General features: G+C 63.8%; 12 protein-coding genes. 5 read left to right on the top strand and 7 right to left on the bottom strand.

Annotated elements, in window-relative coordinates; translation table 11 throughout:
* The first annotated feature begins 123 nt into the window (after positions 1-123).
* From AC5O5I_RS23045 to pcaC, 4 genes are read left to right on the top strand one after another with little or no spacing between them, the layout of a single operon-like run.
* A complete protein-coding gene (locus AC5O5I_RS23045) occupies positions 124-1,413 on the top strand; it encodes an MFS family transporter (RefSeq protein ID WP_172227507.1) in 1,290 nt (429 codons plus the stop codon).
* A 9-nt stretch (positions 1,414-1,422) separates the two neighbouring features.
* Positions 1,423-2,775, top strand: a complete 1,353-nt coding sequence (locus tag AC5O5I_RS23040; RefSeq protein ID WP_494511627.1) for a 3-carboxy-cis,cis-muconate cycloisomerase — start codon at positions 1,423-1,425, stop codon at positions 2,773-2,775.
* 11 nt (positions 2,776-2,786) lie between these two features.
* Positions 2,787-3,578, top strand: coding sequence for a 3-oxoadipate enol-lactonase (pcaD, locus tag AC5O5I_RS23035; RefSeq protein ID WP_172232359.1), 792 nt, complete (start codon positions 2,787-2,789; stop codon positions 3,576-3,578).
* 10 nt (positions 3,579-3,588) lie between these two features.
* The gene (pcaC, locus tag AC5O5I_RS23030; RefSeq protein WP_172232362.1) at positions 3,589-3,981 is read left to right on the top strand and encodes a 4-carboxymuconolactone decarboxylase; all 393 of its coding nucleotides are present in this window, start codon (positions 3,589-3,591) and stop codon (positions 3,979-3,981) included.
* Between the two features lie 188 nt (positions 3,982-4,169).
* Here pcaC and AC5O5I_RS23025 read toward each other — a convergent pair whose 3' ends face one another.
* The 6 genes from AC5O5I_RS23025 to ttgA all read right to left on the bottom strand — a co-directional run bounded on the left by AC5O5I_RS23025 (position 4,170) and on the right by ttgA (position 13,202).
* Complete coding sequence (locus AC5O5I_RS23025; RefSeq protein WP_172285661.1) at positions 4,170-4,682, bottom strand: Mpo1 family 2-hydroxy fatty acid dioxygenase; 513 nt, start codon at positions 4,680-4,682, stop codon at positions 4,170-4,172.
* Positions 4,683-4,756: 74 nt separating this feature from the next.
* Positions 4,757-5,680, bottom strand: coding sequence for a LysR family transcriptional regulator (locus tag AC5O5I_RS23020; RefSeq protein ID WP_494511626.1), 924 nt, complete (start codon positions 5,678-5,680; stop codon positions 4,757-4,759).
* A 146-nt stretch (positions 5,681-5,826) separates the two neighbouring features.
* Positions 5,827-7,032, bottom strand: coding sequence for an OprD family porin (locus AC5O5I_RS23015; protein ID WP_372242860.1), 1,206 nt, complete (start codon positions 7,030-7,032; stop codon positions 5,827-5,829).
* A gap of 408 nt (positions 7,033-7,440) precedes the next feature.
* Positions 7,441-8,895, bottom strand: a complete 1,455-nt coding sequence (locus AC5O5I_RS23010) for an AdeC/AdeK/OprM family multidrug efflux complex outer membrane factor (protein WP_494511625.1) — start codon at positions 8,893-8,895, stop codon at positions 7,441-7,443.
* A complete protein-coding gene (gene ttgB / locus AC5O5I_RS23005) occupies positions 8,892-12,044 on the bottom strand; it encodes a multidrug efflux RND transporter permease subunit TtgB (protein WP_172226629.1) in 3,153 nt (1,050 codons plus the stop codon). The genes AC5O5I_RS23010 and ttgB overlap by 4 nt, the downstream gene beginning before the upstream one ends.
* A gap of 3 nt (positions 12,045-12,047) precedes the next feature.
* Positions 12,048-13,202 (bottom strand): toluene efflux RND transporter periplasmic adaptor subunit TtgA, encoded by a 1,155-nt coding sequence (ttgA, locus tag AC5O5I_RS23000; protein WP_172226632.1) that lies wholly within the window; start codon positions 13,200-13,202, stop codon positions 12,048-12,050.
* A 256-nt stretch (positions 13,203-13,458) separates the two neighbouring features.
* Here ttgA and ttgR point away from each other — a divergent pair, with 256 nt between their 5' ends.
* Positions 13,459-14,091: an efflux transport transcriptional regulator TtgR gene (gene ttgR, locus AC5O5I_RS22995; protein ID WP_172226635.1), complete on the top strand. Its 633-nt coding sequence runs from the start codon at positions 13,459-13,461 to the stop codon at positions 14,089-14,091.
* Positions 14,092-14,166: 75 nt separating this feature from the next.
* On the opposite strand, the gene AC5O5I_RS22990 is transcribed toward ttgR, so the two are convergent.
* On the bottom strand, positions 14,167-15,618 hold the full coding sequence (locus AC5O5I_RS22990; RefSeq protein WP_494511624.1) for an MDR family MFS transporter: 1,452 nt from the start codon (positions 15,616-15,618) through the stop codon (positions 14,167-14,169).
* Positions 15,619-15,816: the final 198 nt, after the last annotated feature.

The following is a 15,816-nucleotide window of genomic DNA, read 5'->3' as shown; positions in this document are numbered from 1 at the left end:
GCGGGTTTACCCGCGAAGGGGCCGGTACATTCGACTCAAGGCCAATTGCCAGCCCGATAGCGGAACGAGTGTGTTACCAGGTATGTCTAGACTTATCTGGAACCCTCCTGGAGTAAAACCGTCATGACCTCAACCTATTACACCGGCGAAGAACGCAGCAAGCGCATCTTCGCTATCGTCGGTGCCTCTTCAGGCAACCTGGTGGAATGGTTCGACTTCTACGTCTATGCCTTCTGCGCGATCTACTTCGCCCCGGCGTTCTTCCCCTCCGACGACCCCACCGTGCAGCTGTTGAACACGGCAGGTGTGTTTGCGGCCGGCTTCCTGATGCGCCCCATCGGTGGCTGGATCTTCGGTCGCCTGGCTGACCGCCATGGTCGCAAGAATTCCCTGATGATCTCGGTGCTGATGATGTGCTTCGGCTCGCTGATGATCGCCTGCCTGCCCACCTATGCCAGCATCGGTGCCTGGGCCCCGGCGCTGCTGTTGCTGGCCCGCCTGATCCAGGGCCTGTCGGTGGGCGGTGAGTACGGCACCACGGCCACCTACATGAGCGAGGTCGCCCTGCGCGGGCAACGTGGCTTCTTTGCCTCTTTCCAGTACGTCACCCTGATCGGCGGCCAGTTGCTGGCGGTGCTGGTGGTGGTGATCCTGCAACAGCTGCTGACCGAAGACGAACTGCGCGCCTGGGGCTGGCGTATTCCGTTCGTGGTCGGTGCCATCGCCGCGCTGATCTCACTGATGCTGCGCCGCTCGCTGCACGAGACCAGCAGCGCCGAAACCCGCCAGGACAAGGACGCAGGGTCTATCAAGGGCCTGTTCCGTCACCACACGGCAGCCTTCATCACCGTGCTGGGCTATACCGCCGGCGGCTCGCTGATCTTCTACACCTTCACCACCTACATGCAGAAGTACCTGGTGAATACCGCGGGCATGTCGGCGAAGAGCGCCAGTTTCGTGATGACCGGTGCATTGTTCCTGTACATGGTCATGCAGCCGTTCTTCGGTATGCTCTCCGACCGTATCGGCCGACGTAACTCGATGCTGCTGTTCGGTGCGCTTGGTACGCTGTTCACGGTGCCGTTGCTGATGGCGCTGAAGACTGTAAGCAGCCCGTTCATGGCCTTCGTGCTGGTCACCCTGGCGTTGTGTATCGTCAGCTTCTACACCTCGATCAGCGGCCTGGTGAAGGCCGAGATGTTCCCGCCGCAGGTGCGTGCGCTGGGCGTCGGCCTGGCTTACGCGGTTGCCAACGCGATATTTGGCGGTTCAGCCGAATACGTGGCCCTGGGCCTGAAGACCCTGGGTATGGAAAACACCTTCTACTGGTACGTGACGGCGATGATGGCGATCGCGTTCCTGTTCAGCCTGCGCCTGCCCAAGCAGGCGGCGTACCTGCACCATGATGATTAAGGAAGTTGCATGAGCAACCAACTGTTCGACGCCTACTTCACGGCGCCTGCCATGCGCGAGGTGTTTTCCGACCGCGGCCGCCTGCAGGGCATGCTCGATTTCGAAGCGGCGCTGGCCCGAGCCGAAGCCGCTGCCGGGCTGGTCCCGCACAGCGCGGTGGCGGCCATCGAAGCGGCGTGCCACGCCGAGCGTTATGACGTTGGCGCGCTGGCCAATGCCATTGCCACTGCGGGCAATTCGGCGATCCCGCTGGTGAAAGCATTGGGCAAGGTGATCGCCAGCGGTGTACCCGAGGCCGAGCGCTATGTGCACCTGGGGGCCACCAGCCAGGACGCGATGGACACCGGCCTGGTCCTGCAGTTGCGCGATGCCCTGGAGCTGATCGAAAGCGACCTTGGCAGACTGGCCGAGACCTTGTCGCAACAGGCCCTGAAGCATGCCGATACGCCGATGGTAGGGCGCACCTGGCTGCAACACGCCACCCCGGTGACCCTGGGGATGAAACTGGCCGGTGTGCTGGGCGCCGTGACCCGCCACCGCCAGCGTTTGCAGGAGCTGCGCCCGCGCCTGCTGGTGCTGCAGTTTGGCGGTGCCTCGGGCAGCCTGGCGGCGTTGGGCAGCAAGGCGATGCCGGTGGCCGAGGCGCTGGCCGAGCAGCTCAAGCTCAGCTTGCCCGAGCAGCCCTGGCACACCCAGCGCGACCGCCTGGTGGAGTTTGCCTCGGTGCTTGGCCTGGTGGCCGGCAGCCTGGGCAAGTTCGGCCGCGATGTCAGCCTGCTGATGCAAACCGAAGCGGGGGAGATGTTCGAGCCTTCCGTGCCCGGCAAGGGCGGCTCCTCGACCATGCCGCACAAGCGCAACCCGGTCGGTGCCGCGGTGTTGATCGGTGCCGCCACCCGCGTACCCGGCCTGGTCTCGACGCTGTTCAGCGCCATGCCTCAGGAGCACGAGCGCAGCCTTGGCCTGTGGCATGCCGAATGGGAAACCCTGCCGGAGATCTGTTGCCTGGTGTCTGGTGCCCTGCGCCAGGCCCAGTTGATTGCCGAGGGCATGGAAGTGGATGCCGCGCGCATGCGCCGTAATCTCGACCTGACACAGGGCCTGGTACTGGCTGAAGCGGTAAGCATTGTCCTCGCCCAGCGCCTGGGCCGCGACCGCGCCCATCACCTGCTGGAGCAGTGCTGCCAGCGCGCGGTCGCCGAGCAGCGCCACCTGCGTGCCGTACTGGGTGACGAGCCGCAGGTCAGTGCCGAGCTGTCCGCTGAAGAACTCGATCGCTTGCTCGACCCCGCCCATTACCTGGGCCAGGCCCGCGTCTGGGTGGCGCGCGCCGTATCCGAACATCAACGTTTTATTGCCTGAAGGAGACCGCTGTGGCGCACTTGCAACTGGCCGATGGCGTTTTGAACTACCAGATTGATGGCCCGGAGAACGCCCCGGTGCTGGTCCTGTCCAACTCGCTCGGCACTGACCTGGGTATGTGGGACACCCAAATTCCGCTGTGGAGCCAGCACTTCCGGGTGCTGCGCTACGACACCCGTGGTCATGGCGCCTCGCTGGTCACAGAAGGGGCCTACAGCATCGAACAGCTGGGCCGCGACGTGCTGGCCTTGCTCGATGGCCTGGACATCGCCAAGGCGCACTTTGTCGGCCTGTCGATGGGCGGCCTGATCGGCCAGTGGCTGGGGATCAATGCTGGCGAGCGCCTGCACAGCCTGACCCTGTGCAACACCGCCGCCAAAATCGGCAATGACGAGGTGTGGAATACCCGTATCGACACCGTGCTCAAGGGCGGCCAGCAGGCCATGGTCGAGCTGCGCGATGCCTCGATCGCCCGCTGGTTCACCCCGGGCTTTGCCCAGGCCCAGCCCGAGCAGGCCCAGCGCATCTGCCAGATGCTGGCGCAAACCAGCCCGCAAGGCTACGCCGGCAACTGCGCGGCAGTGCGCGATGCCGATTACCGCGAGCAACTGGGCCGCATCCAGGTGCCGGCGCTGATCGTTGCCGGCACCGAAGACGTGGTTACCACCCCCGAGCATGGCCGCTTCATGCAGGCCGGTATCAACGGTGCGGAGTATGTCGACTTCCCGGCAGCGCACTTGTCCAACGTCGAGATCGGCGAGGCGTTCAGCCGCCGCGTCCTTGACTTCCTGCTGGCTCACTGAGGGCACCGCCATGGACGAGAAACAACGTTACGAAGCGGGCATGCAAGTGCGCCGTGCGGTGCTGGGCGATGCCCACGTCGACCGCAGCCTGGAAAAGCTCAACGACTTCAACGGCGAGTTCCAGGAAATGATCACCCGCCACGCCTGGGGTGATATCTGGACCCGCCCGGGCCTGCCACGGCATACCCGCAGCCTGATCACCATCGCCATGCTGATCGGCATGAACCGCAACGATGAGCTGAAGCTGCACCTGCGCGCGGCGGCCAACAACGGCGTCACCCGCGACGAGATCAAGGAAGTGCTGATGCAGAGCGCGATCTACTGCGGCATTCCGGCGGCCAATGCCACCTTCCACATGGCCGAGTCGGTATGGGATGAGCTGGGCGTAGAGTCACGTAGCTGATCGGTGTGGGAGCGGGTTCACCCGCGAATGCGGTGGAGGCGACAACGGTGAATGCCCAAGGATAGTGGCCCGCAGGTCCGGCCTCTTCGCGGCGGTTCGACGCCTCGATGAACCCGCTCCCACAGGGATCACGCACGCTTTTTAAATTTTGCGCAAGACAGTTGTTCCCACAGTGACCGCGTATGCATTTACAGAGAGCGCACGCCCACCGGCCCTGCGCTGCTTTCCACGGCCTGTTTCAGGGTCGGGCACAAGCCCAGCATGAACGCCGCTTCGGCGACCACGAACAGCGGCCCGATGATCAAGCCGCTGACATCGTCGACAAAGGCCGGTTTGCGGCCTTCGTAGTAATGGCCGACGAACTGGATGATCCAGCCCACCACGAACGCCCCCACCCCGGCGCTTAGCCACAGCGCCGTCGCCTGCACGGCCAGCACCTGGCCGAGCCACAGGCACAAGCCCAGCAACAAGCCCATCACCAAGCCGAAACGCAGGTCCAGGCGCAGGTAGAACCACACCGACGCTGCAGCTGCCAGCAACGCAGGGGATAGCCACATGCCGCCAACCGCCCAGCCTGGGCGCGATAGCAGGATGGTGACCGCCAGCACGATCATCGGGATGCCGATGAAATGGGTGGCGATGTTGCGTGGGTCGCGGTGGTAACTGGCGTATTGGCTCAGGTGGTCGACGAGGGTTTTCATTGCTGTGCCTCCCGCTACGGCTTTGCGTTGCCTGATAGTGATCAGGATAGCCCGCAGCCACCACCATCATCAGCTCAGCGAATGGCGGCAGCCTGCATTGGCGCATCCAGCCCCACCAGGGTCTCGATCATTGCCCGTGCCGCCGGCGACAGCCGGTAGCCGCTGCGGCTGACCACCCCACAGCGCACGCTCAGCACCTCCAGCGCCGGTGGCAGGTTGCGCCAGTGCAGGCGCACCAGCTTACCGCTGGCGAGGTCTTCGGCGACCGCTTCCTCGCTGGCCGTGCCAATGGCGTCGCTGGCTTGCACCACACTGCGCAGGATGGCCAGGTGTTCGGTCTGCAAGTGCGGGGCGAAGTCGCTGCGCCCGCTCAGGTTGGCCAGGCGCTTGCGAACCCCCGGGGCGAGCAGGGCGCTGGCCAGCGGGTAGCGAAAAAGGTCGTTGGTCGACAGGCTGTCCTTGCTCAGCAACGGGTGCCCCGGGCGGCAGAAGAACAGGCCCGGGCGGGGTGACAGCGGCTCGGTGTGGAAGTTGGGGTCGGCTTCGAAGAGGCGGATATCGTCGACGAAAAACTCGATCTGTTCACGGCGCAGGGCCTGGCCAAGGCGTTCGGCATTGTCCACCAGCAGCGCGGTGCGGATGCCCGGGTGGCGCTCGATGAAGTGGCGCAAAGCCTCGGGCACCAGGCGCACGGCCAGCGCCGGGCCGCTGCCGAAGTGCAGTTCGCCGGCATCGAGCTTGGTCATTTGCAGCACGTCGTTGCTCAGTTGCGCCGCGCCTTGTACCAGGCGACGGGCATGCTGCAGTACCACCAGGCCTTCGGGCGTGGGCGGCAGGGCTTTGCTGGCGCGGTCGACCAGCGGGCAGCCGAAGCTGTGTTCAAGGTTCTGGATGGCGCGGCTGAAGGCCGGTTGGGTGATGCCCATGGCCTCGGCGGCACGGACGAAACTGCGGTAGTCGGTGAGGGCGATGAAGTAGCGCAGCTGGCGGAGGTCCATGTCACGGCTCTGGGGCGGGGATCAGGGGCCTATTCAAGCGATTACTTTATATTCCGTCAAAGACGGTTTATTGATTTGGTTATATCCATTGGTTATTTATTGGGCGATTGGCCTTTCGCGGGCAAGCCCGCCAAAGGCCATCAGCTTCAAAGCAGATTCAGCGGGTAGCTCACAATCAGGCGGTTCTCATCGAACGCATTGGTGCTGAAGTCCCGGCGCATGGTGGAGTTGCGCCACTTCACCGACAGGTCCTTGAAGCTGCCCGACTGCACCACATAGGCCAGCTCGGTCTCCCGCGCCCATTCCTTGCCATCGTCCACAGCGCCGGCGGTAACGTTGTCACCCTTGATGTAGCGGTTCATCAAGGTCAGGCCCGGCACGCCGACGGTGGCAAAGTTGAAGTCATGGCGTACTTGCCAGGAACGCTCCTTGGCGTTGTCGAAGCTGGAGTTGTAGCTGTCGTTGGCCAGGGTGCCGCCGCTGGTGCCGTTGACCCGCATCCAGGCGTCGTCGCCGCTGACCTTCTGCAGGCCGACATAGAACGTGTGGCCCTGGTAGCGTGCCGAGAGCATCGCCGAGGCGGTGCGGTTGTCCAGCTTGCCGGCGCGTTCGGCGCCGTCTTCCTTGCCGATGAAGTAGCCCAGGTTGGCGCCCAGGGTCCAGTCACCCAGGGGCTGGCTGTGTACCAGGTTGAGGTACTGCTGGCGGTAGATGTCCTTGAGCTGGGCATTCCACAGGCCGACCATGGTGCGTTTGTCATTGAAGGTGTACTCGCCGCCCCCGAAGTTGAAGCGGTCGGAGGTGAACGCCGCCCGGCCGTTTAGCGACATGTCCTCCATGCTCGCGTCGTTGCGCGGGCTGTTGCCGCGGAACTGGCCGGCGTACAGGGTCAGGCCGGCGATTTCCTTCGAGGTCAGCTGGCCGCCGCGGAAGGTCTGCGGCAGCGAACGGCCATCGTCCGAGCGCAGGATCGGCAGTACCGGCATCCATTCGCCCACTTTCAGCTCGGTTTCCGAGAGCTTGGCTTTTAGCGCCACGCCCAGGCGGCCGAAGTCGTCGGCCGGCCGCCCATCGTCATGCACCGGCAGCAGGTGAGTGTTGGTGGTGCCTCTGCCGCCATCGAGCTTGACCGAATACAGGCCCAGAACGTCCACGCCGAAACCGACAGTACCCTGGGTGAAGCCGGAGCGGGCGTCGAGGATGAAGCTCTGGGTCCATTCCTCGGCCTTGCCTTGGGCGTTGGCCGGGTCGACGAAGTTGCGGTTGATGTAGAAGTTGCGCAGGTTGAGAGTGGCCTTGGCATCCTCCATGAAACCGCCTTCGGCGGCGCACAGCGGGAACGCGCAGGACATGGCCAACAGGCCGGGCAGCAGCTGGCGTGCGGGTTGCGAAATGCTCATCTGTCGTGGATCTCTTGTTTTTATGGGTGAGCCGGTGCGCTGCAGGATGCGGCCTGCAGGGGCGGGGCTTTATTGATGAACCTGGGCAACGTTGCGTGAGGGGATGGTGCGGGGTAGGGCGGGGGTGAGGCAATTCGCCGCAAACGGAACGGGGCGATAATCGAACGGAATGTTCCAGGTGGTTAATAGTTTGTCTTTACTGGCCCTATCGCCGGCAAGCCAGCTCCCACAGGGCCCCCACATTCATCAGGTTCTACGTGGTCCTTGTGGGAGCTGGCTTGCCGGCGATAGGGCCAGTGCAGGCAACACAAAACAAAAAGCCCACCATCAAGGGTGGGCTTTCTGCTAAACCAAGGCCTATCAGCTCTTCGGTACTTCCACCGATGCCTGCTGGTTGGCCTGCCCGGTCTGCTCATACCAGCCACCGCCCAACGCCTTGTACAGGTTGACCTCGCTGGTCAGCTGCGAAAGGCGGTCGCCGATCAGGGCCTGCTGGGCGCTGAACAGGTTGCGCTGGGCATCGAGGAAAGTCAGGTTGCTGTCGATCCCGATGCGGTAGCGGCGTTCGGCCAGACGGTAGTAGTCCTGGTTGGCTTGCACCAGATCGCGCTGGGCCTGCAGCTGCTCTTCGAAGGTCTTGCGCGCCGCCAGGCCATCGGAGACTTCCTGGAAGGCGGTCTGGATGGTTTTTTCGTACTTGGCGACGTTGATGTCCTTCTGGATCTTCGAGTATTCCAGGCTGGCCTTCAGGCTGCCGGCGTTGAAGATCGGCAGGTTGATCTGCGGCTGGAACAGCCAGGTGCCTTGACCACCGCTGAACAGGTGACCCATGTCCGGGCTCAGGCTGCCGGCGTTGGCCGTCAGGCTGATGCTCGGGAAGAACGCTGCGCGGGCGGCGCCGATGTTGGCGTTGGCAGCCTTCAGCAGGTGCTCGGCTTCCTGGATGTCCGGGCGACGCTGGAGAATATCCGACGGCAGGCCGGCCGGGACGTTGGCCAGCTGGTCGGCGTTGAGCTCCAGCGGCTTGGCCAGGTTGGCAGGAATGCCGGTACCCAGCAGCACGGTCAGGCTGTTGACGTCCTGGGCGACAAGGCGCTGGTACTGCGAGTACTTGACCCGGGCGCCTTCGACGGCGGTGCGTGCCTGGCTGAGGTCCAGCGCCGACGCTACGCCCACTTCGTTGCTGCGACGGGTCAGGTTGTAGCTTTCCTGGTAAGTCTTCAGCGTTTCTTCGGTCAGCTTGAACAGCGCCTGGTCGGCCTGCCAGGTGTAGTAGGCGTTGGCCACGCTGGCCACCAAGGCAATCTGCGTGGAGCGACGGGCCTGCTCACTGGACAGGTAGGTTTCCAGGGCTTGCTCGGACAGGCTGCGCACCCGGCCGAACAGGTCCAGCTCATAGGCGCTGACGCCCAAGGTGGCCGAGTACTGGCTGGTGATGCCCGATTCACCGGTTTGCGACATGTTCCCCGGCACGCGCTGGCGGCTGCCGCTGCCGGTGGCCGAAACCGCCGGGAACAGGTCGGCACGCTGGATACGGTACTGCGCGCGGTAGGCGTCGATGTTCAAGGCCGCGACGCGCAGGTCGCGGTTGTTCACCAGCGAGGTCTGGATCAGCTGCTGCAGTGCCGGGTCGTGGAAGAACTGCCGCCAGCCCTGTTCGGCAGCGGCGACGTCCGCCGACTGCGTCGGCGAGTACGCAGGGCCTTGCGGCCACTGCGCAGCCGCCGGCGATTCCGGGGTCTGGTAGTCAGGGATCAGCGAGCAGCCGCCGAGAATGAAAGCGGTTACCGCCAGGGACAACAAAGACTTGGTCATTGCCCAGCCTCATAACGTGGAGTTTCAGGGGTGGCGTCTTTTTCCGGCTTTTTGCTGCCGAACAGCGACGACACAGCGACGAAGAATAGCGGTACCCAGAAGATTGCCAACACCGTCGCACTGATCATGCCGCCGATCACGCCCGTACCGATGGCATGCTGGCTGCCGGCACCGGCGCCACTGGCGATAGTCAACGGTACCACGCCGAGGATGAACGCCAGCGAGGTCATGATGATCGGGCGCAGACGCATGCGGCACGCCTCGATGGTGGCGTCATACAGGCTGCGACCTTGCTCGTGCAGCTCCTTGGCGAACTCGACGATCAGAATGGCGTTTTTCGCCGCCAAGCCGATGGTGGTCAACAGGCCGACCAGGAAGTACACGTCGTTGGACAGCCCGCGCAGGCTGGTGGCGATCAGCGCACCGATGATACCCAACGGCACCACCAGCACGACCGCGATCGGGATCGACCAGCTTTCGTACAGCGCTGCCAGGCAGAGGAACACGAACAGGATCGACAGGGCGAACAGCGCCGGCATCTGCGAACCGGAGAGTTTTTCCTCGTAGGACATACCAGTCCAGGAGTAGCCGATGCCGGTTGGCAGTTCGCCGACGATGCGTTCTACCTCGGCCATGGCTTCACCCGTACTGTAGCCCGGAGCCGGAGCACCCAGCACTTCGACCGCCTCGACGCCGTTGTAGCGCGACAGCTTCGGCGAGCCGTAGGTCCACTCGCCCTTGGCGAACGAGGAGAACGGCACCATTTCGCCCTTGCCGTTGCGCACGTACCACTTCTGCAGGTCTTCCGGGCTCATCCGCGCATTCGGTTCGCCCTGGATGTACACCTTCTTGACCCGGCCACGGTCGATGAAGTCGTTGACGTAGCTGGCACCGAGCGCGATCGACAGAGTGTTGTTGATGTCGGCGATGGTCACGCCCAAGGCGCTGGCACGTTCGTCGTCGATGGTCAGCTGGTATTGCGGCTCATCGTTCAGGCCGTTGGGGCGCACCGCCATCAGGACCTTGCTCTGCGCAGCCTTGGCCAGGAACTGGTTGCGGGCTTCCATCAGCTTGGCATGGCCGACGCCGGCGCGGTCCTGCAGGAACACGTCAAAGCCGGTGGCGTTACCCAGTTCGAGTACTGCCGGCGGGGCGAAAGCGAACACCATGGCGTCGCGGAAGCCGAAGAAGTGTTGCTGGGCGCGGGTCGACAGGTTGAACACGCTGTTCTCGGCCGAACGCTCGCCCCACGGCTTGAGCATGATGAACGCCATGCCCGAGCTCTGGCCACGGCCGGCGAAGTTGAAGCCGTTGACGGTGAACACCGACGACACGGTATCGGCCTCGTCCTTCAACAGGTACTCACGCATCTGGTCGACCACCACCTGGGTGCGCTCGGCACTGGAACCGGCCGGGGTCTGGACCTGTGCGAACAGTACGCCCTGGTCTTCTTCCGGCAGGAACGCGGTAGGGATGCGGGCGAACAGCCAGATCATGCCTACAACGATCAGTGCATAGGCCAGCAGGAACGGCACCTTGTTGCGCAGGATGGTGCCCACGCTGCGCTCGTAGCCGGTAACGCTGCGGTCGAAGTTGCGGTTGAACCAGCCAAAGAACCCGCCTTTGGCCACATGGTGCTCGCCCTTTTTCAGCGGCGTCAGCATGGTGGCGCACAGCGCGGGGGTGAAGATAAGCGCAACCAGCACCGACAGGCCCATGGCCGAGACGATGGTGATGGAGAACTGCCGGTAGATCACACCGGTGGAACCGCCGAAGAACGCCATCGGCAGCAGTACCGCCGACAGCACCAGGGCGATACCCACCAGGGCGCCCTGGATCTGCTCCATCGAACGTTTGGTGGCCTCCTTGGGCGGCAGCCCTTCCTCGGACATCACCCGCTCGACGTTTTCCACCACGACGATGGCGTCATCCACCAGCAAGCCGATGGCCAATACCATGGCGAACATGGTCAGGGTGTTGATGCTGAAGCCCGCAGCGGCCAGGATGCCGAAGGTACCCAGCAACACGACCGGTACGGTCATGGTGGTGATGATGGTGGCGCGGAAGTTCTGCAGGAACAGGTACATCACCAGGAACACCAGCACCACCGCTTCGATCAGGGTGTGGATCACGCCGCTGATCGATTCGGTGACCACCGGGGTGGTGTCATACGGGAACACCGCCTTGACCCCTGGCGGGAAGAACGGCTCCAGGTCGCTGATGGTCTTGCGCAGTGCCTTGGCAGTGTCCAGGGCGTTGGCGCCGGTGGCCAGTTTTACCGCAAGGCCCGAAGCCGGCTTGCCGTTGAACTGGGCGCTGACCGCGTAGTTTTCACCACCCAGGCCCACCTCGGCGACATCGCCCAGGCGTACTTGCGAGCCATCGCTGTTGACCTTGAGCAGGATCTTTTCGAACTGCTCGGCGGTCTGCAGGCGGGTCTTGCCGATGATGGTCGCGTTCAGCTGGGTACCCGGCATGGCCGGCAGGCCGCCGAGCTGACCGGAGGACACCTGCACGTTCTGCGCGGCGACCGCGGTCTTGACGTCGACCGGGGTCAGCTGGAATTTGTTCAGCTTGGCCGGATCAAGCCAGATACGCATGGCGTACTGGGCACCGAACACCTGGAAGTCACCCACACCTGCGGTACGCGAGATCGGGTCCTGCATGTTGGAGACGATGTAGTTGGCCAGGTCGTCCTTGGTCATGCTGCCGTCTTCGGACACCAGGCCGATCACCAGCAGGAAGTTCTTCACAGCCTTGGTGACGCGGATACCTTGCTGCTGCACTTCTTGCGGCAGCAGCGGGGTGGCCAGGTTGAGCTTGTTCTGCACCTGCACCTGCGCGGTGTCGGCGTTGGTACCTTGTTCGAACGTGGCGGTAATGGTCATGCTGCCATCGGAGTTACTTTCCGACGACACATAGCGCAGGTTGTCGATACCGTTGAGCTGCTGCTCGATCACCTGTACCACGGTGTCCTGCACGGTTTGCGCCGAGGCGCCCGGGTAGGTCACGGCGATGGCGATGGCCGGCGGCGCGATGCTGGGGTACTGGTTGATCGGCAGCTTCAGGATCGACAAGGCCCCGACCAGCATGATCACCAAGGCGATCACCCAGGCGAAGATCGGGCGATCGATAAAGAACTTCGACATGGTTTACTCCGCTTTGGCGTCTGCTTTCGCCGTGTTGGCCTGGTCGGGGCTGGCCGGCTTCTGGACGTTGGTGGCTTCGCTGACCTTGACCTCGACGCCAGGGCGCACGTACTGCAGGCCTTCGGTGATCAGGCGATCGCCCGGGTTCAGGCCTTCCTCGATCAGCCAGTCGCTGCCCAGGGTACGGTTGGCCTTGAGCTGGCGCAGTTCGACCTTGTTTTCCTGGTTGACCACCAGCGCGGTCGGCGCGCCTTTCAGGTCGCGGGTCACGCCCTGTTGCGGGGCCAGGATGGCGTTGGCGTTGACCCCGGCCTTGAGCCGCGCATGCACGAACATGCCAGGCAGCAGGGTGTGGTCGGGGTTGGGGAAGATGGCGCGCAGGGTGACCGAACCGGTGGTCTCGTCGACCGCCACTTCGGAGAATTCCAGGCGGCCTTGCTGCTTGAACAGGCTGCCGTCTTCCAGCACCAGTTGCACCGAGGCGGCGTTGTCGCCGGCCTTCTGCAGCTGGCCGCTTTCGAGGTCACGGCGCAGCTTGAGCAGCTCGGCGGTGGACTGGGTGACGTCGACGTACATCGGGTCGAGCTGCTGGATGGTGGCCATGGCGTTGGTCTGGCCGTTGTTCACCAGTGCACCCTCGGTGAACGAAGAACGGCCGATACGGCCGCTGATCGGTGCCAGCACCTTGGTATAGCGCAGGTCGATCTGGGCGCTCTTGAGCGAAGCCTCGGCCTGCAATCGTTTGGCATTGGCGTCGTCGTATTCCTGCTTGGACACCGCCTGCTCGTCGATCAGCTGCTTGTAGCGCTCGGCCAGGGAGCGGGTGGCCTGCAGGTTGGCCTGGGCATTGCCCAGCGTGGCTTCGTACACGGCAGGGTCGATCTGGTACAGCTGCTGACCTTCCTTGACGTCGCTGCCTTCCTTGAACAGGCGCTTGAGGATGATGCCGTTGACCTGCGGGCGCACTTCGGCGACGCGGTAGGCACTGGTACGCCCCGGCAGTTCCGAGGTCAGGGTGAAGGCTTGCGGCTGGATGGTCACGACGCCGACCTGAGGAGCCTGCGCCGCTGGCGCTGCTTCTTCTTTCTTGCAGCCACTGAGCAGGGTTGCCAGGGCGACGGCGGAAACCAGAGCGGTAACGGCTGGCTTGAATTGCATGAGGATCCTCGGATCGCTAGAGCAGGGAGACGCTCAAGAGTAATGGAAGAGTCTGATCTGGAAAAATTGCTATCCGGTAGATAAATAGCTTGCTAAGGAATATACTTACATTCATGGTTGTTTGTAAATACCGCTGGGTGGTACTTGGGTACTGCCACAGCCCTGATTAGCTTATCCGTGAGGCCCCCTGCAGAGGTGCCCGAGAAGCGTTCTCCCGTGCGCGCCGCGCGTTCGGGCCAGATGAGGTTGTACTGCCATGGTCCGTCGAACCAAAGAGGAAGCCCAGGAAACCCGCGCCCAGATCATCGAGGCGGCGGAAAGGGCTTTCTACAAGCGCGGGGTTGCGCGCACCACCCTGGCCGACATCGCCGAACTGGCGGGTGTGACCCGGGGCGCGATCTACTGGCACTTCAACAACAAGGCCGAGCTGGTGCAGGCATTGCTCGACAGCCTGCACGAGACCCATGACCACCTGGCGCGGGCGAGCGAAAGCGAGGACGAAGTCGACCCGCTTGGCTGCATGCGCAAATTGCTGCTGCAGGTGTTCAACGAGCTGGTGCTCGATGCCCGGACCCGGCGTATCAATGAAATCCTGCATCACAAGTGCGAGTTCACCGATGACATGTGTGAAATTCGCCAGCAACGGCAAGGTGCGGTGCTGGATTGCCATAAGGGCGTTGCCCTGGCGTTGGCCAATGCCGTGCGCCGGGGGCAGCTGCCGGGCGAGCTGGATGTCGAGCGCTCGGCGGTGGCCATCTTCGCGTATGTGGATGGCCTGATCGGGCGCTGGCTGCTGCTGCCTGACAGTTTCGATCTGTTGGGTGATGTCGAAAAATGGGTCGACACCGGGCTGGATATGCTGCGCTTGAGCCCGGCTCTGCGCAAATGACACTTTGTTAAGGATTGTGAGGGAGTGTTTCCCCCACGTATTAACAGAGGATTAAATGCGCGGCGCGGGGCGCCCCTAATGGCCGCGTAACTGCCGGTCTGGCAAGGCAATCGCTGCAACCAGCCCCAGTACAGCCACGGCAGCACTGGCCATCAGCAGCTGCCGGAACGTCTCCAGTAGCCGCCCCTGCGTTGCCAGGTCCACCTCGCCAGCCTTCAAGCTGCCAAGCAATGGGTTGCCCAGCAGTTCGAAGCCGCCCTGGTGCAGCAGCGTCAGCAGCAGGCTGGACATGCACGCCACACCCATGGCACCACCGAACGAGCGGAACAGGTTGGTGGTGCTGGTGGCGACGCCAATATCCCTGCTGTCCACCGCACTTTGCGTACCCACCAGCGAGGTCGGGAACTGCAGCCCGCAGGCAATCCCGGTCAGTAACATGAACAGTGCGCTGAGCAGCGCCGACTGCGGCGGTGTCAGCGCCATGGCGAAGATGGCCAGCGGCATCAGCAGCGCCCCGGCAAGGATCTGCGGCTTGTAGCGCCCGGTTCGGCTGGTCATGCGCCCGCCGGTGAAGGCGCCCATGGGCAGCCCCATGGCCAGCGGCAGCAAATGCAGGGCGGCGCTGTCGGCGCCGGCGCCGGTGATGCCCTGGTAGCGCAAGGGCATCAGCATGGTCAGGGAAATCGACTGGAAACTGGCGAAAAAGATCACCCCCCAGCACAGCACTGCCACCCGGTTGCCGAACAGACCGAGCGGCAGCAGTGGCTCTGGGCAGCGGCGTTCATGGACGGTGAACAGCGCCAGGCCGAGCACGGCGCAAGCGAACAGCGCCAGTACGGCCGGATTGGCCCAGCTATGGCCCTGGCCGACCAAGGTGATGCCCAACAGCAAACTGCCCAGGCCAAGGATCAGCAGCACGGCGCCCACGTAGTCCACCCGGGCCTGGCGACGCTGCACCGGCAGGCCGCCCAGGGCCCGGCGGATTGCCCACAAGGCCACCAGCCCCAGCGGCAGGTTGATCCAGAACACCCAGCGCCACGACAGGTACTCGGTGAGCCAGCCGCCCAGCACCGGCCCGGCGACGCTGGCCACTGCATACATGCTGCTGAAGTAACCCTGGTAGCGGCCGCGTTCGCGCGGCGGCACGAAGTCGCCGATGATTGCCTGGCTCACCGAAACCATACCGCCTGCGCCAATGCCCTGCAGCACCCGGGCCAGCACCAGTTGCGGCATGTCCTGGGCCAGGGCGCAGGCAATCGAGGCCACCGTGAACAGGCTGATGCCGGTGAGGATCATCCGCCGGCGACCGTACAGGTCACCGAGCTTGCCGTAGATCGGCACGGCCACGGTCATCGCCACCATGTAGCCGGAGATGACCCAGGCCAGCAGACCGACATCGTTGAACTGGGCCGAGATCGCCGGCAGCGAGACGGCGACGATGGTCTGGTCGAGCGCGCCGAGGAAGATCGCCAGCATCAGGGCGGTGAGCACGTTGCGCAGGGAGGTGGGCGGCAGGGCGGCGGTCACGGGTTTACCTTGTCTGTGTTTGGCTGCTTCTTCACGGGCTTGCCGGCGAAGAACCCACGAATTGTAACCTGAGTTAGGTAGCTTCCTATGTACTATCTGCATCCCCTATGCAAGATCGGCATTGGCGCATTCATCCAGTGCTGCATGGCCGCGTGATATCGTTGGTATGCCACAGCGGCTGAAATCCGGGGCCTGCAC

The sequence above is a fragment of the Pseudomonas sp. 9_2_1 genome (genome assembly GCF_059295275.1).
The sequence above is the reverse complement of the archived record's forward strand: the minus strand, read 5'-3'. Positions and strand labels throughout refer to the sequence as shown.

Coding starts and splice junctions, on each gene's coding strand:
- ttgA (WP_172226632.1), bottom strand. CDS start 13,202: ATGCAATTCAAGCCAGCCGTTACCGCTCTGGTTTCCGCCGTCGCCCTG.
- AC5O5I_RS23010 (WP_494511625.1), bottom strand. CDS start 8,895: ATGACCAAGTCTTTGTTGTCCCTGGCGGTAACCGCTTTCATTCTCGGC.
- AC5O5I_RS23045 (WP_172227507.1), top strand. CDS start 124: ATGACCTCAACCTATTACACCGGCGAAGAACGCAGCAAGCGCATCTTC.
- ttgR (WP_172226635.1), top strand. CDS start 13,459: ATGGTCCGTCGAACCAAAGAGGAAGCCCAGGAAACCCGCGCCCAGATC.
- AC5O5I_RS23020 (WP_494511626.1), bottom strand. CDS start 5,680: ATGGACCTCCGCCAGCTGCGCTACTTCATCGCCCTCACCGACTACCGC.
- AC5O5I_RS23025 (WP_172285661.1), bottom strand. CDS start 4,682: ATGAAAACCCTCGTCGACCACCTGAGCCAATACGCCAGTTACCACCGC.
- AC5O5I_RS23040 (WP_494511627.1), top strand. CDS start 1,423: ATGAGCAACCAACTGTTCGACGCCTACTTCACGGCGCCTGCCATGCGC.
- pcaC (WP_172232362.1), top strand. CDS start 3,589: ATGGACGAGAAACAACGTTACGAAGCGGGCATGCAAGTGCGCCGTGCG.
- AC5O5I_RS23015 (WP_372242860.1), bottom strand. CDS start 7,032: ATGTCCTGCGCGTTCCCGCTGTGCGCCGCCGAAGGCGGTTTCATGGAG.
- ttgB (WP_172226629.1), bottom strand. CDS start 12,044: ATGTCGAAGTTCTTTATCGATCGCCCGATCTTCGCCTGGGTGATCGCC.